The sequence below is a fragment of the Levilactobacillus suantsaiihabitans genome, from assembly GCF_004745505.1.
In the GTDB taxonomy this organism is placed as follows: Bacteria; Bacillota; Bacilli; order Lactobacillales; family Lactobacillaceae; genus Levilactobacillus; species Levilactobacillus suantsaiihabitans.
The window spans coordinates 102604-123288 of sequence record NZ_RKLX01000004.1; the positions used below are offsets into that span (position 1 = coordinate 102604).

19 protein-coding genes are annotated in these 20685 nt (G+C 53.0%); all 19 read right to left on the reverse strand.

The genetic code is table 11. From position 1 onward, the window contains the following. Positions 1 to 131 precede the first annotated feature (131 nt). Complete coding sequence (locus EGT51_RS03655) at positions 132 to 1151, reverse strand: DUF6287 domain-containing protein (protein ID WP_135367444.1); 1020 nt, start codon at positions 1149 to 1151, stop codon at positions 132 to 134. A 375-nt stretch (positions 1152 to 1526) separates the two neighbouring features. Next, the gene (locus tag EGT51_RS03660) at positions 1527 to 2072 is read right to left on the reverse strand and encodes an HdeD family acid-resistance protein (RefSeq protein ID WP_135367445.1); all 546 of its coding nucleotides are present in this window, start codon (positions 2070 to 2072) and stop codon (positions 1527 to 1529) included. A gap of 304 nt (positions 2073 to 2376) precedes the next feature. After that, entirely contained in the window at positions 2377 to 5259 is a 2883-nt protein-coding gene (gene uvrA, locus EGT51_RS03665) for an excinuclease ABC subunit UvrA (RefSeq protein ID WP_135367446.1), read from the reverse strand. Between the two features lie 20 nt (positions 5260 to 5279). Continuing rightward, positions 5280 to 7286: an excinuclease ABC subunit UvrB gene (gene uvrB / locus EGT51_RS03670; protein WP_135367447.1), complete on the reverse strand. Its 2007-nt coding sequence runs from the start codon at positions 7284 to 7286 to the stop codon at positions 5280 to 5282. Positions 7287 to 7445: 159 nt separating this feature from the next. Further along, the gene (locus tag EGT51_RS03675; protein WP_135367448.1) at positions 7446 to 7967 is read right to left on the reverse strand and encodes an acetyltransferase; all 522 of its coding nucleotides are present in this window, start codon (positions 7965 to 7967) and stop codon (positions 7446 to 7448) included. Beyond that, entirely contained in the window at positions 7964 to 8605 is a 642-nt protein-coding gene (locus EGT51_RS03680) for a YfbR-like 5'-deoxynucleotidase (RefSeq protein ID WP_135367449.1), read from the reverse strand. The genes EGT51_RS03675 and EGT51_RS03680 overlap by 4 nt, the downstream gene beginning before the upstream one ends. Before the next feature lie 687 nt (positions 8606 to 9292). Next, a complete protein-coding gene (trxB, locus tag EGT51_RS03685; protein ID WP_135367450.1) occupies positions 9293 to 10228 on the reverse strand; it encodes a thioredoxin-disulfide reductase in 936 nt (311 codons plus the stop codon). Between the two features lie 70 nt (positions 10229 to 10298). Continuing rightward, a complete protein-coding gene (gene galU / locus EGT51_RS03690; protein WP_135367451.1) occupies positions 10299 to 11204 on the reverse strand; it encodes a UTP--glucose-1-phosphate uridylyltransferase GalU in 906 nt (301 codons plus the stop codon). A gap of 36 nt (positions 11205 to 11240) precedes the next feature. Further along, positions 11241 to 12254, reverse strand: coding sequence for an NAD(P)H-dependent glycerol-3-phosphate dehydrogenase (locus EGT51_RS03695; protein WP_135367452.1), 1014 nt, complete (start codon positions 12252 to 12254; stop codon positions 11241 to 11243). A 15-nt stretch (positions 12255 to 12269) separates the two neighbouring features. Then, the gene (gene lgt, locus EGT51_RS03700) at positions 12270 to 13133 is read right to left on the reverse strand and encodes a prolipoprotein diacylglyceryl transferase (protein WP_135367453.1); all 864 of its coding nucleotides are present in this window, start codon (positions 13131 to 13133) and stop codon (positions 12270 to 12272) included. 5 nt (positions 13134 to 13138) lie between these two features. Further along, positions 13139 to 14074 carry an HPr(Ser) kinase/phosphatase gene (gene hprK / locus EGT51_RS03705; protein WP_135367454.1) on the reverse strand — a complete coding sequence of 312 codons (936 nt, stop codon included), beginning with the start codon at positions 14072 to 14074 and terminating at the stop codon, positions 13139 to 13141. A gap of 80 nt (positions 14075 to 14154) precedes the next feature. Next, on the reverse strand, positions 14155 to 14526 hold the full coding sequence (locus tag EGT51_RS03710) for a phage holin family protein (RefSeq protein ID WP_135367455.1): 372 nt from the start codon (positions 14524 to 14526) through the stop codon (positions 14155 to 14157). A 1-nt stretch (position 14527) separates the two neighbouring features. Further along, positions 14528 to 14860 carry a PspC domain-containing protein gene (locus tag EGT51_RS03715; protein ID WP_135367456.1) on the reverse strand — a complete coding sequence of 111 codons (333 nt, stop codon included), beginning with the start codon at positions 14858 to 14860 and terminating at the stop codon, positions 14528 to 14530. A 729-nt stretch (positions 14861 to 15589) separates the two neighbouring features. Beyond that, positions 15590 to 16270, reverse strand: a complete 681-nt coding sequence (gene phoU / locus EGT51_RS03720) for a phosphate signaling complex protein PhoU (RefSeq protein ID WP_135367457.1) — start codon at positions 16268 to 16270, stop codon at positions 15590 to 15592. Positions 16271 to 16281: 11 nt separating this feature from the next. After that, positions 16282 to 17040: a phosphate ABC transporter ATP-binding protein PstB gene (pstB, locus tag EGT51_RS03725; RefSeq protein WP_135367458.1), complete on the reverse strand. Its 759-nt coding sequence runs from the start codon at positions 17038 to 17040 to the stop codon at positions 16282 to 16284. A 14-nt stretch (positions 17041 to 17054) separates the two neighbouring features. Further along, positions 17055 to 17858, reverse strand: coding sequence for a phosphate ABC transporter ATP-binding protein PstB (gene pstB, locus EGT51_RS03730; protein ID WP_179951126.1), 804 nt, complete (start codon positions 17856 to 17858; stop codon positions 17055 to 17057). Positions 17859 to 17892: 34 nt separating this feature from the next. Then, positions 17893 to 18777, reverse strand: a complete 885-nt coding sequence (gene pstA, locus EGT51_RS03735; protein ID WP_135367460.1) for a phosphate ABC transporter permease PstA — start codon at positions 18775 to 18777, stop codon at positions 17893 to 17895. After that, the gene (gene pstC / locus EGT51_RS03740; protein ID WP_135367461.1) at positions 18777 to 19706 is read right to left on the reverse strand and encodes a phosphate ABC transporter permease subunit PstC; all 930 of its coding nucleotides are present in this window, start codon (positions 19704 to 19706) and stop codon (positions 18777 to 18779) included. Before pstC ends, pstA begins: the two co-directional genes overlap by 1 nt. Position 19707: 1 nt before the next feature. After that, the gene (locus EGT51_RS03745; protein ID WP_135367462.1) at positions 19708 to 20589 is read right to left on the reverse strand and encodes a phosphate ABC transporter substrate-binding protein; all 882 of its coding nucleotides are present in this window, start codon (positions 20587 to 20589) and stop codon (positions 19708 to 19710) included. Between the last annotated feature and the right edge of the window lie 96 nt (positions 20590 to 20685).

Consider the following 20685-nt stretch of genomic DNA (forward strand, 5'->3'; position numbering starts at 1 on the left):
ATGCCATTCAGTATATACCGGTCCCAGTATGACGCAACTAATTTACCCGGCAAATTAACTTTCCGGGCAACACTTTCTGTGGTCAATGAAGCAGGCCTCGATCATCGCCTTGCTGTAGCTCACTTTTCTAATTACTCCCGTTCAAAAACTTCCCAAAAATGCGGATGGCCCATCTCAATATGTTCCTTACTAGGGCTAATATTAGCTGGCCAATCCTTGATAGATGAGCCTTTAGGTAAAAAGTCTATCGACCAGCAATTTACCCCTACATTCCCACTCAGTTCGAGCACATCACCCTGGATAAGATCATCACCCTCTTGAAATATAATCTTACCCGGTTTCTCAACAGTCTTTCCGGAAGTCTCGTCTTCGGTAAGTGTCGTCCGACCATTTCTGGCCGTACGAAGGGCAATTGACCCATCACGCAATGATGTCTTTGAAACAGTTAACTTTCTTCCCGATGGCTTAGACCACCGCGGCCCCTTGCCATCCGACGCATTAAACCCTTCCCCCACTTCTTTCCAGGAACCCATCAGCGAGGTGTAATCCCCCGCCTTGATTTGGTGAAGGTTCATCGTCTGCACGCCAGTGGCTGTTTTCGCAGATTTACCTACTACCGGCTTTCGTTGCCCCTCACCATGGGCCTTGGCCTGAGCTTGATTCTTTAGAAGCTGCTTATCGATCCGAACAATGAGCCGTTTTAAGGCCGGTGCGGTATAAACTACCCCCTGTTGGGAGACCAGTTCAGCCTTAAGGTCTTTGAGTGCGATATTTTTTCTGGCTAAATCAGTTGAGGTTTCTTGATTCAATTTGGCAGAGCTTTGGCGTTTTAGCCGCTGCAAATTCTCCGCTTGAATTAGCTGCTTGATGTCTTTCACCGTGTTTTGATAGACCAGCGTCACTTGCTGGGACTTTTGCTTACGCCGGTAGTAGTCGGCGGCCGCATGCTCAAGTTTCTTTAAGGCCGCGACTTGCTTGGGAACGGAATGCGCCTGTTTAATGGCCTTAGCCTGCCGGTTGATGGCAGCGACCTTGGCCTCATAAGACCTAGCTGGTCCAGCTACTTTCTGGTTTTCCGCCGTCGCCCCGCACCCCACCATCACAATCGTCAGGACCAGCAAAGATACGATCATCAGATACCTTCTCTTCATCATCTTTCTCCTCAGACACACGTTCATCGTGCTTATTTAACGAACTGACTAGTCGGCAAGCTTCCCCTTGATGTAACTGAAAAACGTTACATGCGTATTACCAGCATACTAAACCAAGGGATGATGGTCAATTGGTAAAACGTTAATATTATTTAATAAATTTTCAGCATAAGGAAATGACTATTTACTAAGATTTTTATCGCTAATAACCCTAGTTTACGCCCGACAGTTACAATTATTTATTTTCCAATTTCACGAAATAGAAAAGTATCAATATTCACCAGTCCTTCTAAAAGATGGTTCCAGAGAGGCGCCTACTATTTTCCCAACAAAAAACAGCCATGACGTGAGCCACAGCTGCTACAAATTTCTTAATTATGACCGACTGCGCGCAATCGCAATCCAAATGGCGTTGACGCCAAAAACGATAAAGAAGAACGCAATCAAGACGTTCAGGGATAGCGCGGCTGCCACCGGATGGATGAAGAGCATAATTCCGATGACCAAGCTGACGACGTCCAAGATGACGGACAGCCAGAACCACAGCCCACCAAAGTCGCGTAAATGACTGGCAACTAGCAGTCGCTCTATGGAATCAAAGATGAACCACAGCGCGAACAAATAGCCTAAAGTGACAATGGCACTGTTCATGTCAAAGAAGAACACGACGGCAATCAGGATATCTAAAATCCCAAAGACCAGTGCAAAGTTCGCTCGGATCCCCGTCGCATCATGCAATTTCTTATACCCGGCAATCGTGGTCAACCCACTCAAGAGGGCCATGAACGCAAAAATAATGGCTAACCCTGTCAGGCCGATTTTCGGGGAGCGCAGCAGTCCAACCGCGGCAACGATAAACAGGATGCCGAGAATGAACTCGCCCCAGTCAAATCCCCAACGGGCACGATTCATATTAAACATTGGCAAAATCTCCTCACAACACCAGCCATGTGCTGACTGGTTTTCAACCATTGTACTGGTTTTTCAGCCCCGCGACAAGTTCGGGGCCCAATTACAGGACCATTAAACCGTGTCCGGCCAACGCTACCACCGGTCTGGGTCATTTTTATGACTAGACTCTACCCAAATGCGTCGGTTCGCTGTGGGCTCCCTTGCTGACACCGGTAATTGGCTTAGCCACTTTTAATTACCAATTCGATTCGCCCACAAAAAAGCGGCGAACCTCACCCGCAGGTAGGCATTCGCCGCTAAATTTACAATTAGTTTACTTGGTTTGGGCTGGTTTGGCCTCAGTCGTAGCCTGGTCTTCCTTGGTCCGCGCGGTATCGCGGGCCAAGATTGGCTTCAGGTATTGGCCGGTGTAACTCTCGGCGACCTCCGCCAGTTCCTCTGGCGTACCCGTGGCGACCACGTTTCCGCCGGCTTCCCCACCTTCAGGACCTAAGTCGATCAGGTGGTCCGCCGTCTTGATGACGTCCAAGTTGTGTTCGATGACCAACACCGTGTTGCCCTTATCGACCAACCGGTGCAGCACCGTCAGCAGGCGCTTGATATCATCCGTATGCAACCCGGTCGTTGGTTCGTCCAGGATGTAGAAGTTCTTCCCGTTTTGTTGTTTGTGCAATTCGGAAGCCAACTTCATCCGTTGCGCTTCCCCACCGGACAAGGTCGTGGCGGGTTGCCCCAACTTGACGTAGCCCAAGCCGACGTCTTGAATCGTCTGGAGCTTGCGAGTGATCTTGGGAATGGCCTCGAAGAACTTCAGGGCCTCACTCACGGTCATGTTCAACACGTCCGAGATGTTCTTGCCCTTGTATTCCACTTCCAGCGTTTCGGAATTGTACCGCGTCCCGTGGCAAACTTCACATGGCACGTAGACGTCTGGCAAGAAGTTCATTTCGATCTTCAAGATCCCGTCACCGTGGCAGGCTTCACACCGGCCACCCTTGGTGTTGAAGCTGAACCGGCCCTTTTGGTAACCGCGCAGCTTCGCGTCGTTGGTCTGCGCAAACAAGGTCCGCACATCATCAAAGACACCGGTATAAGTCGCTGGGTTACTTCGTGGTGTCCGGCCAATCGGACTTTGATCGATGTCGACCAGTCGTTCGATGTTCTTGACGCCGGCGATGGACTTGTATTTCCCGGGTTTTTCCGAGTTGTGATTCAACTTCTGCGCCAACGCCCGTTTCAAAATCGTGTTGACCAGCGTGGACTTCCCGGAACCGGAGACCCCGGTGACCACGACGAATTCGCCTAGTGGGAAATCGACCGTGATGTCCTTTAAGTTGTTCTCGGCCGCACCGGTGATGCGAATGGCCTTTCCGTTGCCGGTCCGCCGTTCAAGCGGCACGGGAATGTACTTCTTTCCGGACAGGTACTGCCCGGTCAACGACTTACGGGATCGCATGACCTGCTTAGGTGTCCCGGCGGCCATCACATGACCCCCGTTTTCCCCGGCACCCGGGCCGATATCGACAATGTAGTCGGCGGCCCGCATGGTGTCCTCATCATGTTCCACGACAATCAGGGTGTTGCCCAAATCGCGCATTTGCTTCAAGGAGGCGATCAACCGGTCGTTGTCCCGCTGATGCAGCCCGATCGAGGGTTCATCCAAAATGTACAGCACACCGGACAGGTTGGAGCCAATTTGCGTGGCCAACCGAATCCGTTGTGCTTCCCCACCGGACAGGGTCCGCGCCGAACGACTCAGCGTCAGGTAATCCAACCCCACGTTGCGTAAGAACGTCAACCGGTCGCGAATTTCCTTTAAAATCGGTTGGGCAATGACGGCATCTTGTTCGCCAAAGCTCAGGTTTTGGAAGAAGGCCAATTCCTTTTCCACCGGCAAATCGGAGACTTCCCCAATGTGCTGGTGGTTGATCTTGACACTCAAGGCTTGGCGGTTCAACCGGAAACCGTGGCAGGTCTGACAAGTCAACTCGGTCATGTACTTACGCATGACGTCGCGCGTGAAGTCACTGTTGGTTTCGTGGTAACGGCGGTTGACGTTGGGGATGACGCCTTCAAATTCAACGTCCACGTCGCGTACGCCGCCAAAGTCATTTTCATAGTGGAAATGGAATTCCTTGCCCTGAGAGCCATAAAGGACCAGTGCTTGGTCGGACTTGGACAGCTGCTCAAACGGCGTGTCCATATCGACGTTAAAGGCGGCACAGGCCTGTTCCAGCAAGGCTGGGTAGTATTGCGAGCTGATTGGGTTCCAGGGCGCTAAGGCCCCCTCACGCAGCGTCTTAGTCTTATCAGGCACGACCAGATCCAAGTCGACTTCCAACTTCACCCCTAACCCGTCACAATCCGGGCAGGCACCAAAGGGCGCGTTAAAGGAGAACAGCCGTGGTTCCAATTCCCCCACCGTGAACCCACAGACAGGGCAAGCATAGTGTTCGGAGAAAATCATCGGTTCGCCGTCGATCAAGTCAGCAATGGCGTACCCGCCACTCAACCGCAAAGCGGCTTCAAAGGAGTCAAAGAGCCGAGAGCGAATCCCCTTCTTGACCACGACCCGATCGATCACAATAGCGATGTCGTGGTTTTGGTTCTTATTAAGTTCGGGAACTTCGCTGATGTCCATGATTTTGCCATCGACGCGGACCCGGACGAAGCCTTCGCGTTGGATCTTTTCAAAAATCTTCTTGTGTTGGCCCTTCTTGGCCCGCACGATGGGCGACAAGATCTGCATCTTGGTCCGTTCGGGCAGTGCCAACACCTGGTCGACCATCTGTTCCACGCTTTGACTGGTGATCTTCGTGCCATCATTGGGACAGATGGGGGTCCCCACCCGCGCCCACAAGAGTCGCAGGTAGTCGTTGATCTCCGTGACCGTCCCCACGGTCGACCGCGGGTTCTTGGAAGTGGTCTTCTGGTCAATGGAAATGGCCGGACTCAACCCATCGATGGAATCGACATCCGGTTTGTCCATTTGCCCCAGAAACTGGCGGGCGTATGACGACAGGCTTTCCACGTAACGGCGCTGGCCTTCCGCATACAGCGTGTCAAAGGCTAGCGAGCTCTTCCCTGAACCCGACAGGCCACTGATAACGACCAGTTTGTTCTTGGGAATCGTCACGTCAATATCTTTTAAGTTATGGGCGCGGGCCCCGTGAATCACGATTTTATCATTTGCCAAATTGAAATCTCCTTACTTCCCTAATCACCGATCTCGGTCTTCATATCCATAATCGTATCACGCAACGAAGCGGCCTGTTCAAAGTCTAGCTTCTTGGCTGCGGCACGCATTTCGTCTTCCAACCGCGCAATCAGCTTTTCTTGGTCTGGCTTGTCCATGTCCTCAAAGTCACTCGCCACGAAGTCATCCTTCTCATCGGTGTCATCGTTCTTCTTGGTGACGGCAATCAGGTCGCGAATTGGCTTGATGATGGTGGTTGGCGTAATGCCATGTTCCTTATTGTAGGCGATTTGGACCTTCCGCCGCCGGGCCGTTTCATCTATCGCCGCTTGCATGGATTCCGTCACAGTATCGGCGTACATGATAACGTGCCCATGTGAGTTCCGCGCCGCCCGGCCAATCGTTTGAATCAAGGACCGTTCGTTACGCAAGAACCCTTCCTTGTCGGCATCCAAAATAGCGATCAGCGACACTTCGGGAATATCGATGCCTTCCCGCAACAGGTTGATGCCGACCAAGACGTCGTACTTGCCTAACCGCAAGTCGCGCATGATCTCCGTTCGTTCCAGCGTCTTGATGTCCGAATGCAAGTAGGCGACCTTGATGCCCAAGTCCTTGAGGTAGTCCGTCAAGTCTTCGGCCATCTTCTTGGTCAAAGTCGTGACAAAGGTCCGCTCGTTCTTCTCGACGCGGGCGTTGATTTCACCGACCAGGTCATCCATTTGTCCCATGATGGGCCGCACTTCAATGGTGGGATCCAATAAGCCGGTCGGCCGAATGATCTGTTGGACGACGTGATCCGTCTGGGCCTCTTCGTAGGGTCCCGGCGTGGCCGACATGTAAACGACTTGGTTGATGTGTTTTTCAACTTCATCTAGCTTCAATGGCCGGTTGTCCAACGCGCTCGGCAGCCGGAAACCGTAGTCGATCAATTGTTGCTTACGCGCCCGGTCCCCGTTGTACATCCCCCGAACCTGAGGCATCGTCACATGAGACTCATCGACGACTAACAGGAAATCCTTGGGGAAGAAGTCCAGCAGCGTGTATGGCGGTTCGCCGGCTTTACGGCCATCCATCCACCGTGAGTAGTTTTCAATGCCGCTGGTGTAGCCCATTTCTCGCATCATTTCCAGATCATAAGTGGTCCGTTGCTTGAGGCGTTGGGCCTCCAATAACTTGCCGCTATTCTCTAATTCGGCGACCCGGTCCTTTAATTCGCCTTCGATGCCCGCCGTGGCCTTCGCCATGGTGTCCTCGTTGGTCATAAAGTGGGTCGCTGGGAAAATGGCCACGTGTTCGCGGTCACCCACGATTTCGCCGGTCAACGCATCGACTTCGCGAATCCGGTCGATCTCGTCGCCGAAGAACTCAATACGTAAGGCCCGTTCATCCCGAGAAGCTGGGAAGATCTCAACGACATCGCCGTGAACCCGGAACCGGCCCCGCTGGAAGTCGTAGTCGTTGCGTTCGAATTGGATGTTGACCAACTTGCGCAGTAAGGCGTCGCGCTCAATTTCTTGGCCCACCCGCAGTGAGACCACGTGGTTTTTGTATTCGGTAGGGTCCCCTAACCCAAAGATAGAGGACACGGAGGCCACGACGATGACGTCATTACGTTCCAGCAAGGAACTGGTCGCGGAGTGCCGCAGCTTATCGATCTCATCGTTAATGGATGAATCCTTTTCGATGTAGGTATCGCTCGAAGGCACGTAGGCTTCCGGCTGGTAATAATCATAGTAACTCACAAAGTATTCCACCGCGTTGTTGGGGAAGAACTGTTTGAACTCCCCGTAAAGTTGTCCCGCCAACGTCTTGTTGTGGGACAGGACCAACGTGGGTTTATTCACATTTTTAATCACGTTCGAAATGGTGAACGTCTTCCCAGTCCCGGTCGCCCCCAACAAGATCTGGGCCTTCTCGCCGCTTTCAATGCCATCGGTCAACTGCTTGATGGCTTGTGGCTGGTCGCCGGTCGGCTTGTATTTAGAAACCAGATCAAACTTGCGGTCCGTTTGTCGATCAATCATGCATGGTAACCTCCCTACCGTATCATTTATACACTTAAATTTTAGGACGCTGACACGCAATCAGCGTCAATCGCAAAAAGAGTCTGGACGTAAATCCAAACTCATCACGCTCAAATATTCTACCATACCGAACATACTTTCGCCAGTTTGACGACCTACTTAAAATTTATCTTGGTAAATCGTCACGTTGGCGACCCGTTCGCCGCGCACGACGGCCGTAGTCTGCATCGCCGTCAAGCCTTGGTCTTGCCAAAACTGTTGCATCTGGCGGTCACCCATGAAGACGCTCAGCTGCAGTTGCACGGCCTGGGCTTCCTTCAACGTAGCGACCAGGCTGGCATAAAAGGCGGCCGAATCAGCGGGGGCCAGCGTCTTGGCCGGCAACCACATGCCTAACCACACCAGGCTGGGCAACGGGTAGTCAATGATGAGATCCACCAGGACCACCAGTTGGTCATCGCGAAAGATGCCCAGGTAGGCCTTTTGCTCCGGCTGGGCGTTCAGCGGCACGTCCGTCACGTCTTGAATCGCTTCTTGGCGCGTCACCGGGTGGTCCTGAAAATGGGCAAAGTACTCGGGATGGTCCGCTTGAAATTGGTAAATCAGGTCATCATCCGCGTGCGTTAAGGGCCGCACCGTGGCTCCCGTCAACTGTTGGTTCCACACTTCTGCTAATTTCACTTTTGCTTATCCTCCAATAACTGATCGGTCAATTCGGCCAGTTTCTGCCGGTCACTAAAGTCCGCCGACAACATTTCCGGCAGAACGGCCGACAGGAAGTATTGCACGCAGGCCATTTGTTTGAATTTCAAAATCGTACTCAGACTTTCCCGGTAAATTTCGGTAAACACGGGTTCCGGATTGCCTTTTTGAATCTCACCAAAGGATTCGTACAACAAGTCGACCTTATCGGCAACAGATAAAATCTGCCCTTCCAAGGTGTCGTCCTTGCCCTCACCCAAACGCCGGGTGTAGGCGGCCTGGAACTGTTCCGGAATTTCATTTTTAATAAAGTTGGCCGTCAAAGACGTTTCCACGTCGGCCAACATCTGGCGGAGTTGCGGCGTCGCGTACTTGACCGGCGTCTTGATGTCACCGATGAAGCGCTCCGTGTAGTCATGATTCAATGCCTTTTCGTAAAGCAAACGCCAATTGACCTCATGGCCGGCCTGTTCCTCAACATCCCCCAAGAACTGCGCGACTTCCGCCACCTTAAACGAGTGAGCGGCAACGGAGTGTTGTTCGAATTTAAAGTAGCCGGGCGCCCGGTCAATCGTTTCCAAGTCACTCAAGCTTTGTAAAAATTGGTTCATTCCCATGGTTCACGTCAGCTCCTTTAGTTTCTGGATCGTGGTTAATTGATTGCTTTCAGCTTACCACTTTTCTACGGTCGAGTTCATCTATTCTACCTTGCATTCTTGCCTGGAGATAACGGAAACCAGTTGCCTGCGGCATACTTATCACTATCAGCAGCATGGCGTTGGAACGCGATTATCCCAGCCAGAATGGTGCGCCAATCTATCATTAGGACTAGTTGTACACGGCTCTTATCAATCTATCAGTGTCACATACATCCGTTGGAGATGATAGCGAACGGATGTCGCTGAATTCCCCGATTTAACGTCAAAGCAAGTATGAGCACAATCTACAACGTACAACTGTTAACGACAATCTCAATATTGTTACTGGTAACGCAATCTCTCCACCATTTGTACGCCCAACGCCATCTACGTGAGAACGACTAACCTGCCGGAGGAGGCCAGAGGTGGAGCCAGCTGTGTCGACGGTGTTGGCTGAGGTTTTGTCTCAGCCTACAGCGTGGGGCGACTTGGGAGACTGGTGGGTTGTGCCAGGCTTCCAAGCGAACCGAAAGCCCGTTCCTCAGGCTGGAGGTGTTCCCCATAGCAGGCGGAACCTCTGGCAGCCGCAGGCACTGGTTTACACAATCCGAGCGTAAAAAAATGGCAATCACCGGAAACCAGCAATTGCCATTCGTTCAAGTTCAGTTATTTTGCGGCCGCAGCCTTTAAGTCTTCGATGTAGTTGAAGGCTTGTTGACCCGCGATACCGCCGTCGCCGACCGCCGTCGTAATCTGCCGCAAATCCTTTTGCCGCACATCACCAATGGCAAAGATTCCAGCAACCGCCGTGCGCATGTGTTCGTCCGTCTTGATCCAGCCGGCATCGTCGGTGATGCCCAGATCCTTGAAAGCGTCCGTCATTGGCAGGTTCCCCACGTAAATGAAGACCCCACTCACGGCCTTTTCACCGGTCTCGCCGGTCTGGTTGTTCTTGATGGCCACGCCGGTGACCTTCATGTCGTCACCCAAGATTTCCGTCACGTTGGTGTTCCACACGAATTCGATCTTGTCGTTCGCAAATGCCCGGTCCTGTAAAATCTTTTGGGCCCGCAATTGATCGCGCCGCACAAAGACCGTGACCTTGGAAGCTAATCCCGCCAGGTAGAGACTTTCTTCAACCGCAGAGTCCCCGCCACCAACGACGGCGACTTCCCGGTTCTTGAAGAATGCACCGTCGCAGACCGCGCAGTAGGACACGCCCCGGCCACCAAATTTATCTTCGCCAGGAACGCCGAGCTTCTTGTACTCGGACCCGGTGCCGATGATGACAGCCTTCGCAGCGTAATCTCCGTCGTCGGTCTTCACAACCTTGTGATCACCGTGGTCTTCGATGGCTTCGACACTCCCATAGGCGAATTCAGCGCCAAATTGGGTCGCGCCTTCGTACATGTCCTTGGCCAAGTCTGGTCCGAGGACGGACTTAAAGCCTGGATAGTTTTCCACGGCAGCCGTGTTGTTCATTTGGCCCCCGTAGATTCCGCGGTCTAACATTAATACGGATAAGTTTGCCCGTGAGGCGTACAGTGCTCCCGTCATTCCGCCGGGGCCAGCACCAATCACGATGACATCATAATTTTTCAAGCGTAACGCTCCCTTCCACTCATGCCTTGATGATATCGTCCACTTTACTATTAAAAAGTAAGTTTGTCACCTATTTTGCTTGGGACGCCTTTTCATCGGCCTTGCTGAGTTTAGCGCCGAGTTCTTTAATATAGGCACGCAGTTGGTCTTTGGTTTCCGGATGGTTCAAACCATATTCGATGTTGGTCTGAATCCAGCCGAACTTATTGCCGACGTCAAACCGCTTACCGGTGTATTCGTGGGCAAAGACCCGTTGTGTCTTGTTCAAATTGTCAATGGCGTCAGTCAGCTGCAATTCGTTGCCCAGCCCAACCGGGGTGTTTTCCAAAGCCTCAAAGATCTCTGGGGTAAACAGGTAACGGCCGATGATGGCCAAATCACTAGGCGCCTCGTCTGGTTGTGGCTTTTCCACAAAGTTGGTAACGTTGTACAGGCCTGGTGCCGTCTCCTCGGAAGGATTGATGACCCCGTACTTGGCGGTGTCCTTGTGGGGAACCCGCATCACGGCCAACGTGGAAGCCCCCGTTTGTTCGTAACGGTCCATCAGTTGCTTGGTCAACGGCACCTTACTGTCGGTCATGTCATCGCCTAACATCACCACGAAGGGTTCGTCGCCGATGAAGGCCTTAGCCGTCAAGACCGCGTCGCCCAAGCCGCGGGGATACGGTTGCCGGATGAAGTAGAGGTTCATGCCCGTGGTCTCTTGGACCTGCCGCAAGAGTTCGTCCTTGTGTTTAGCTTCCAGGTTGGCTTCCAGTTCGGGGTTGGAATCAAAGTGGTCTTCGATGGAACGCTTGGATTTACCGTCCACGATCACGATGTCTTCGATACCCGATTTGCGCGCTTCTTCCACGATAAATTGAATCGTCGGTTTGTCCACAATGGGCAGCATTTCCTTGGCCAAAGCCTTGGTGGCTGGTAAGAAACGGGTACCCAAGCCCGCAGCTGGAATCACAGCTTTTCTAACTTTTCTCATAAGTAACCTATCCTTCCTCGTATCCCCAAAAAAATTTTAAAACTCGGAGCGACCTTCGCGTTGCATCAATTCAGAAATGGCGGTGCGAATGTCTTTGCCCTCATAAATCACTTGGTAAATAGCTTCCGTGATTGGCATGGAAACGCCGCGTTCACGGGAGAGCTCGTAGGCCGCCTTGGTCGTGGCCAAGCCTTCGATCACCATCCCCATGTGGTTGATCACGTCATCGAGCTTCTCGCCGCGGCCCAGTTCGTCACCGGCGCGCCAGTTCCGTGAATTGGCACTGGTTGCGGTTACGATGATGTCGCCGACCCCGGACAGCCCGATAAAGGTCATGGGATCCGCCCCAAACGAGGTCCCTAACCGTGAAATTTCTGCCAGGCCCCGGGTCATCAAGGCCGCCTTGGCATTGTCACCGTAGCCCAGACCATGTAAGGCCCCGGCCCCCAGCGCAATGATGTTCTTTAACGCGGCCCCAATTTCCACCCCAATGATGTCGGGGTTGGTGTAGACCCGGAAGTAAGACGTCATGAATATTTTTTGAGCGTATTTCGCCGCATCCGGACTCAGACTAGCGGCCGTGACCAAGGTGATATCCTTGCGGGCCACATCTTCGGCATGACTCGGTCCCGAAACGACCGTGACGGCCTTGCGATTTTCGGCCGGAATCTCTTCTTCCAAGACTTGCGATAAGCGCTTGTAGGTCTTTTGTTCGATTCCCTTGCTGGCATGGATCAATTCTGGCTGCAAGTTCTTTTCCTTTAAAATAGTCGCGACTTGCGCAGCCACGGAACGAATGGCCTTGGTTGGCACCACGAACAGAATCGCATCCACGTTGTCGAGGGCACTCGCCAAATCGGAGTAAGCCACTAACGACGGAGAAAACGTAAAGTCTTTGATGTAATGCGTGTTCGTGTGCTGCGTATTTAATTCCTCAACCTGCTTGGGATTGTAAGACCACAGACGGACGTCATGACCATTTTCGTCTAAAACGCTCGCTAAGATTGATCCCCATGAACCGGCACCGAGTACTGCAATTTTCTCTGACATAGTAATGGATTCTCCTTATTTAGAAAGATTAGTTTTTGCTTGGAACGGATTGCCATCTAAGTAGGCGATAGGTGGCGTAACGGACCGCCGCCGACTGATCCAAATGATCAACGCCCCGACAAACAAAATGACGGACAACAGCTGGGACACCCGAATGAAGCTAAACAGCATCAGGCTGTCCGTCCGCATCCCCTCGATGAAGAAGCGACCGAACGAATACCACATGACGTAGGCCAAGAAGACCTCGCCTTGCTTGAACAGCCCCGGGTAATGCCGCAAGCTCATCAACACCACGAAGCCCATCAGGCTCCAGGTCGACTCGAATAAGAAGGTCGGCTGGCGGTAAGCCCCGTTGATAAACATCTGGTCGATGACCCAGCGCGGCAAATGCAAGCCCTGCAAAAAGGCCAGGCTGGTAATGCGGCCAAAGGCTTCTTGGTTCATGAAATTGCCCCATCGGCCAATGGCCTGGCCCAAGATGACGGTCGGGGCGGCCACGTCGAGCATCAGCCAAACCGGAATGAACCGTGACCGACAAAAGAAGTAGACGACCAGCCCGGCCCCAATCAATGAGCCGTAGATGGCAATGCCGCCATCCCAAATGGCAATGATCTCGCCCGGATGATGCTGATAATACGACCACTGAAAGATGACGTAATAGGCGCGCGCCGCAATCAGAGCCGCGGGTAAGGCCCACAAGATCATATCGTAAATGTCATCGGATTCGATGCCGCGTCGATTACCCTCGCGCACGGCCAAGGTCACCGCAATGATGACCCCCGTGGCAATGATGACCCCGTACCAGTGGACCGCAATCGGGCCCAGGTGAATGGCGATGGGGTTGAGTGCCGCTACAATCGGTGAAAAAATAACGCCCATCTCCCTTATGATTTATTACCATTTTGCTTGATTAAGCGCTTTAAGTTTTCGTCAAAGACCTTGGTGGCATCATACCCCATCGAGCGAGCCCGGAAGTTCATGGCCGCGGCTTCGATGATGATGGCCAGGTTACGCCCAGTCTTAACGGGAATGCTGATCTTGGGCACGACCACGTCAAAGAACCGCTGTGTCTCGTCGTTGTTGCCCAGGCGATCAAAATGATTGTCGTCCTTCCACAATTCCAGGTGCACGATCAAGTCGATGTCCGTTTCGCTGCGGACCGCACCGGCCCCAAACAGGTTCATGACGTCGATGATTCCGATACCGCGAATCTCCAAGAGGTGACTCAAGATGGCTGGCGCCGCGCCGACCAGGGTTTGTTCGTCTTGTTGATAGACTTCGACCCGGTCGTCGGCAATCAGTCGATGCCCCCGCTTGACCAGTTCCAGGGCCGTTTCACTCTTGCCGACCCCGGAATCGCCGGTAATCATGACCCCGACCCCGTAGATGTCAACCAAGACACCATGAACGGACTGACGTTCCGCGAGCTTGCCTTCCAAGAAGTTGGTCATGTTACTGAGCACCCGCGAGGTCGTTAGCTTGGTTCCTAAGATGGGGATGCCGGCCTCGTCAGCGGATTGTTTCAATTCTTCTGGCGGATCGAGTTGCGTCGAAATTACAAATGCCGGGGTCTCCGGTTGACACATCTTCCGCATCACGTCGAGTAACTTTTTATGACTCATGCCCTTCGCAAAGGACGTTTCGGTAATTCCCAGCAGTTGAACCCGTTTTGCTGGATAATAGTTAAAATAACCGGTTAATTCCAAACCGGGTCGGGAAATATCACTGGTTGTGATCTGCCGATTCAGATTTTCTTCGCCGGAATACACATCTAAGCGGTTGGCTTTGACGAGCTCGGCCACCGTGACACTTTCTGTCATGGGCGCTCCTCCTTACTGCATAGTAAACTACTCTAATTTTAGCACTTTCCCGCGGGAACTCCCACCAAATTCAACCGGTTTTAGTCCCGGGCAAAGTGGTCGCTAATAATCGCGTTGCACAGCGACATGATAATGGCGATGAGCAAGGTCGTGCCAAACGAGCTGAAGGCAAAATTACTGCCGACAAACCACGAGGTCAGCTCCAGCATGATGGCGTTGAGCACCACGCTGAATAATCCCAACGTGAGAATCGTAATTGGCAACGACAACACAAACAAGATGGGCTTGACCACCGCATTTAGCAGTGCCAGCACGAAGCTGGCCAGCAAGGCGATCCAGACGCTGGAGACGTAGAAACTATTTTGAAACCCGCCCGCTAGCGAACTCTGGAAAAAGCCGGCTAACGCCAAAAAGATGAACGCATTGACAAAAATTCTTGGCCAAAACCGCATGTTACTCACCATCCTTATGGTTTTCATGGACATCTTGTTCGGTGACGTCATGAATCACCTTGCGCTCCGGTTCCTTGGGCGCCGCGGAGCCCCCGCGAAACAGATCGCGAAAGTTCGGCGTGGTCGGCCGTGAATCATCCAGTGGCATGAAGGTCATGACCACCACGTACACCAGTAAGCCCAAGACTCCGTGCGTCGGAATCGCTAACGAAACCAGCACGTAGATCAGCCGTAATAAGTTGGCGTTCCAATTAAAGTATTCAGCAATGCCGCCCAATACCCCACCGACTAAGCGGTTTGTACGGGAACGGACGAAACGTTTTTTCTCTGCCATAGGCGGACAACTCCTTTTTTAAGTTTTTAAGTGCTTCTATCATATCGGAAACCCCGGGGGTAAATCCAGTAATCACCCCGGTTTGAGCGATGAAATCTGGTAAATGGGGATGGGCTAGCGAAACCAGTTGCCTGCGGCTGTCAGGGGTTCCACCTGCTATGGGGGACACCTCCAGCCTGAGAAACGGGCTTCCGGTTCGCTTTGAAGCCTGGCTAAAATCGCCAGTCTCCAAAGTCGCCCCACGCTGTAGGCTGAGACAAAACCTCAGCCAACACCGTCGACACAGCTGGCTCCACCCCTGACCTCCTCCGGCAGGATTGCGTGTACCCACTCGTCAGCAGTGCGGTCATTGCCCATCGCGTCTTGTGGTGGTGGACCACCGCAATTACTCGGTAGATTGGCATTTCCAACATGGCTCATACCGGTCGCCTACCGCTACGGGGATAAATACCGCAGCGATTAGCTTAGCCCACCACGTCAGGCGGTACTGCACACGTCACATTAGTAGGATGTGCCATCCAATCTTCTCAATGGGCATTATGGTCGTCTCCATTCAGTAACTGCGCAACCACCAATCTAGCCACATCTTGGGCGAACGGCAAAGCGGCCAGTCCCCAAAGACACTCGCTAGGGCAAGAATACCCAAAGCGGCCACTGAAAGCAAGTCTTCAGTGGCCGTTCGGGTAAATCTTCAGTTTAGATTAAACTTCTGGTGCAATTTTGCCAGCGCTATTCGCTCGCTTCATCTTGGCTCGCCGTGTTCAACTCAATGATCTGCCCGGACTTCAGGTAGACGACCCATTCACACACGTTAGTCACGTAATCCCCGATGCGACTCAGGTCTTGCGCCACGTTCAGGTAGATCGATGCGCCCGTTTCAAAGGCGGGGTCTTCACGCATCTGTGCGTAACTGGCCGCTCGGACCTGGTGATTCAGGCGGTCCAGCTGGCGGTCAACGTCGGCCAATTGACGGGCTTGGTGCTCGTCTTTATTGACGTAAGCGGTCAACACGTCCTTGACCATTTGCGTGGTCATCTGTCCCATTTGATTCATGAGCTGCTCCAGCACGGGAATCTTTTGTTTCGTCCCGAACTTAATCGCGGCGTGCGCGATGTTACGTGCGTGGTCGCCGGCGCGTTCCAATTCGGAAACGGCCTTGAGAATCGTCACGATTTCTCGCAGATCCGTCGTCACGGGCTGGTACAACGCAATCATTTCAAACGTCTTTTTTTCCAGCGCAATTTCGCGCTCGTTGATGTCGTGGTCGTGATCGATCAGGTGTTGAGCAGCAACGGCATCGCGATTGGTAAACGCGTTGACCGCCTGCTCGATGGTCTCACTGACCAGCATCCCCATTTCCGTGAAGTCTGCGTCTAAATCCGCAAGCTCATCATCAAATAATCTGCGCATATCCTTCCTCCTTACCCAAAGCGACCGCTAATGTAATCTTCAGTTTGCTTGTTAGCTGGGTTCATAAAAATGTTCTTGGTTTGATCCACCTCGATCAGCTCCCCGTTCATAAAGAACGCGGTCCGGTCCGCAATCCGCGACGCCTGCTGGAGGTTGTGGGTCACAATAATAATCGTATAATCGTGGCGTAAATTCAAGAGGGTTGCTTCAATTTGGCTACTGGAAACGGGATCCAGGGCACTGGTTGGTTCGTCCAACAGAATAATTTCTGGTGAAACGGCCAGGACCCGCGCGATGCAGACCCGTTGCTGTTGCCCCCCGGACAGGGCCAAGGCGCTTTCGTGTAAGTGATCCTTCACTTCATCCCACACGGCTGCTTGCCGCAAGGATTTCTCCACGACGGCATCCAACTTTTCCTTGTCCTTTTCCCCGGCGATGCGCAGGCCGTAGATTACGTTGTCATAGATGGAAAACGGAAACGGATTCGGTTGTTGAAAGACCATGCCGATTTCCTTACGAATCTGCACGGTATCCGCATTAGGCGCGTACAGGTCATTGCCTTTGAACTTGATGGTCCCGGTGATGGTCACGTTAGGAATCAGGTCGTTCATGCGGTTCAACGTCCGCAAGTAAGTCGACTTCCCACAACCGGATGGGCCAATTAACGCGGTAATGCCTTTTTCATCGAAATTTAAATTGATGCCTTTCAGCGCTTCCTTGTCGCCGTAGTACAAATGCAAGTCCTGCGTCGTCAAAATTTCTTCTTTCATTATTCTTCCTCCTCTTAACCGAAGTTCCCCGAAACATAATCACTGGTCACCTGAACCGACGGATTGGTAAAGATATGGCTCGTGGTGTCATATTCCAACACCCGCCCCTGATTGAAAAACGCCGTATATTCACTGATCCGTGCGGCCTGTTGCATGTTGTGGGTGACAATGATAATGGTGTAATGCGCCTTGAGTGACAACAACGTGTCTTCCAGTTGGCCCGTCGACACGGGGTCAAGGGCACTGGCCGGCTCGTCTAACAACAAAATGTCGGGCTTGATGGCAATGGCTCTGGCAATGCACAGCCGTTGCGCCTGGCCACCAGACAACGCCAGCGCACTCTTGTTCAGGTCGTCTTTGACCTGATCCCAAAGTGCGGCTTGCTTCAACGACGTCTCCACGATTTCATCCAACTGATGTCGGTCCGTCACCCCGCGTAACCGCAGGGCAAAGGCAATGTTATCGTAGATGGATTTGGCAAAGGGATTGGGCCGTTGAAACACCATCCCCACCCGCCGACGCATCTCGTAGACGTCGATATCGGGCTGGTTGATGTCCACGCCACGATACATGATTTTCCCCGTCACCGTGGCGATGCGGTCGTTCATCCGGTTCAGCGAGCGCAAGTAGGTCGACTTACCGGACCCGGACGGCCCAATCAGCGCGGTAATCTGGTTACTGGCAAATTGCAGGTCCCCCTCAAACAGGGCTTCCTTCTTACCGTAATACACGTGGAGGCCTTCCGTTGACAAAATCACCGGATGCTCAGGATCGTTTAATTGGATGACGTGCCGTTCCTCTTTGGTGGTGGCATTCATCACATCGTTATTGACAAACATGGGCGAACCTCCTTTACGCCGACGTGAGGCGTTTGTACAAGCGCTTGCCCAAGTAACGGGCGGCAAAGTTAAACAACAAGATGGCAATCACTAGCACCGCGGACGACCCGGACGAAATGGCCTTGGCGTCGGGCATGATGCCTTCCGAATTAATCTTCCAAATGTGGACCGCCAATGTTTCGGCTGGCCGCATCGGGTTTAACGGACTGGAAATGTTAAACGGATTCCAATCGGCAAAGTTCAACGCCGGTGCGCTTTGGCCAGCCGTATAGATCAACGCGGCCGCTTCCCCAAAGACCCGTCCGGCACTGAGGATGACCCCGGTCAAGATGCTTGGCACCGCGGCGGGTAAAATCACCCGTGACACGGTCTCCCACCGTGATAACCCGAGGGCCAGGCCCCCTTCACGTTGCACGTCGCTGACGGTTCGCAGCGAATCTTCAATGCTCCGCGCCAGTAGGGGTAAGTTGAAGAACGTCAGGGCAAAGGCCCCGGACAGAATCGAGAAGCCCAGGTGTAGCTTGACCACGAAGAACAGGAAGCCGAAGAGCCCCACCACCACGGATGGCAGCGAACTCAAGATTTCAATGGCCGTGCGAATCGTGGTCGTCAACCAGTTGTCCTTGGCGTATTCATACAGATAAATCGCGGCACCCAGGGCAATCGGAAACGAAATCAGCATGGCTAAGATCAACAGGTAAAAGGAGTTGAACAGTTGCACCCCGACCCCGCCGCCCTTTAAGAAGGCCTTGCCGGGGGCGGTCAGAAAATGCCAGCTCAATTGCGGCACACCGCTCACTAAAATGAAGCCGAGCAGGGCCAGCAAGATGAGGACCACGAAACCGGCGATTCCGTATAGGCCACCGATGGCCACCTTGTTTTGCGTTTTTGAATTCATTATTGCAAACGCCCCTTTCGACCAATCAAACGGATAATTAAGTTAAAGACTAACGACATCAGTAACAGTACCAGGGCTAAGGACCAAAGCGCATTGTTTTGCAATGACCCCATGACCGTGTTACCGATCCCGGTAGTCAGTACTGACGTCAACGTGGATGACGGTGATACCAAGCTGTTTGGCATCAACGCGGCGTTCCCAATCACCATTTGTACGGCTAAGGCTTCACCGAAGGCTCGGGCCATCCCGAAGACCACCGCCGTCATCAAGCCCGGTGTGGCGGCCCGTAAGACGACCTTGTAGATGGTCTGCCATTGCGTGGCACCCAGGGCTAGTGAGGCCTCGCGGTAGTAGCGCGGAACGGCCCGCAAAGCATCGGCGCTCATGGACGTCACGGTCGGCAAGATCATGACGAACAGCACACAGGTCCCGGACAGGATCCCAAACCCACTACCGCCAAAGAGTGCCCGCGTGGTTGGGACCACGACGGATAACCCGATAAACCCGTAAACCACGGAGGGAATCCCCACCAGCAGTTCCGTCACCGGCTGTAAGATTTTGGCGCCCTTGTTCGGCGAGATTTCATTCATGAAGACGGCCGTCCCGATAGCAAATGGTGTCGCCACCAGCGCGGATAAAATCGTAATCAGAAAGGACCCGACGATCATCGGCAAAGCGCCGACTTCCGGCTTGCCGTGGGCATCGGTAATGCCCGGATTCCAGTTCTTACCGGACAGGAAGTCCCAGAGGTTCACGTGGTTGCTGGTGAAGGTCGCAATCCCCTTAGAGGCCACGAAACCGATGATGCCCACCACGACCGCCACAATCAACAGTAGCGCCGTGAGGCTAACCATGCGGCCCCAAATTTCTAGTTTGGCGGCCTTGGAGCGCCGCTTTAATTGTCGTTCTAATTGTTGGGTACTCTTCATCTTAGGCGCCTCCCGTCTTGGTAATGTGTCCCGCGGCATTGCGTTCAACCAACATTTGATCCGGGGATAAATATCCCAGTTGGCGTACCAATGTCTTTTGAATTGCGGGAGACTGGACGTAGGCGATAAAGGCCTTGGTTAAGCCCGTGGGCTGGCCCTTCGTGTACAGATGCTCGTAAGACCAAATCGGCCACTTGTTCGTGATCACATTGTCTTCCGTGGGCGCCACGTGATTTAAGGAAACATCCTGCACAGTCTTGTCCACGTAAGAAAATGCCACATAGCTGATGGCACCGGGGGTAGTCGCCACGATGGAGCGCACCATCCCAGACGAATCCTGTTCTTGGGCCGTCTTGGAGCGGTGCTTCATTAGGCCAAATTGCTCAAAGGTCGCCCGGGTCCCACTACCTTGCGCCCGGTTGATCAAAACAATCGGTAGATCAGCGCCACCAATCTGTTTCCAGTTAGTCACCTGACCCGTGAAGACTTGAATCAATTGGTGCGTTGACAAATTTTTGATGCCCACGCGCTTATTGATGATGGGCGTAATCCCCACGACGGCCACCCGATGATCGACTAACTCGGCGGCCCGGATGCCCTTTTGTTCGGCGGCGAATAGGTCGGAATCCCCAATCTGCACGGCCCCTTCTTGAATTTGGCTCAACCCAGTACCGGTCCCACCCCCTTGAACGTTGATGAACGTTCCCAGGTGTTCGCTCGTATACTGTTCACCCGCGGCTTCCACCAGGGGTTGTAGCGCCGTTGAACCAACTGCGGTAATGGATTCACCCGCGTGGCTGACTTGCCGTGTCTGGTAAGCAAAGACTCCCAATGCGACCAGTACCACCAAGACTAGGCCCTGCACCCAGCGTTTTTTCGACATACCGTACCCTCCTAAATCGGTTGCGCGTCTCTGGCCCAACCATTTCAAAATTTAGTATACCGAACTAATGTAAATGTCATGTAGACATATTGTAAA

Bases quoted from the DNA above. Each gene is read 5' to 3' on its own strand.
- EGT51_RS03655 (WP_135367444.1), bottom strand. From the start codon at position 1,151: ATGAAGAGAAGGTATCTGATGATCGTATCTTTGCTGGTCCTGACGATT.
- EGT51_RS03660 (WP_135367445.1), bottom strand. From the start codon at position 2,072: ATGTTTAATATGAATCGTGCCCGTTGGGGATTTGACTGGGGCGAGTTC.
- uvrB (WP_135367447.1), bottom strand. From the start codon at position 7,286: ATGATTGATCGACAAACGGACCGCAAGTTTGATCTGGTTTCTAAATAC.
- EGT51_RS03680 (WP_135367449.1), bottom strand. From the start codon at position 8,605: ATGGGAATGAACCAATTTTTACAAAGCTTGAGTGACTTGGAAACGATT.
- galU (WP_135367451.1), bottom strand. From the start codon at position 11,204: ATGAGAAAAGTTAGAAAAGCTGTGATTCCAGCTGCGGGCTTGGGTACC.
- EGT51_RS03695 (WP_135367452.1), bottom strand. From the start codon at position 12,254: ATGTCAGAGAAAATTGCAGTACTCGGTGCCGGTTCATGGGGATCAATC.
- lgt (WP_135367453.1), bottom strand. From the start codon at position 13,133: ATGGGCGTTATTTTTTCACCGATTGTAGCGGCACTCAACCCCATCGCC.
- hprK (WP_135367454.1), bottom strand. From the start codon at position 14,074: ATGACAGAAAGTGTCACGGTGGCCGAGCTCGTCAAAGCCAACCGCTTA.
- EGT51_RS03710 (WP_135367455.1), bottom strand. From the start codon at position 14,526: ATGCGGTTTTGGCCAAGAATTTTTGTCAATGCGTTCATCTTTTTGGCG.
- EGT51_RS03715 (WP_135367456.1), bottom strand. From the start codon at position 14,860: ATGGCAGAGAAAAAACGTTTCGTCCGTTCCCGTACAAACCGCTTAGTC.
- phoU (WP_135367457.1), bottom strand. From the start codon at position 16,270: ATGCGCAGATTATTTGATGATGAGCTTGCGGATTTAGACGCAGACTTC.
- pstB (WP_135367458.1), bottom strand. From the start codon at position 17,040: ATGAAAGAAGAAATTTTGACGACGCAGGACTTGCATTTGTACTACGGC.
- pstB (WP_179951126.1), bottom strand. From the start codon at position 17,858: ATGAATGCCACCACCAAAGAGGAACGGCACGTCATCCAATTAAACGAT.
- pstA (WP_135367460.1), bottom strand. From the start codon at position 18,777: ATGAATTCAAAAACGCAAAACAAGGTGGCCATCGGTGGCCTATACGGA.
- pstC (WP_135367461.1), bottom strand. From the start codon at position 19,706: ATGAAGAGTACCCAACAATTAGAACGACAATTAAAGCGGCGCTCCAAG.
- EGT51_RS03745 (WP_135367462.1), bottom strand. From the start codon at position 20,589: ATGTCGAAAAAACGCTGGGTGCAGGGCCTAGTCTTGGTGGTACTGGTC.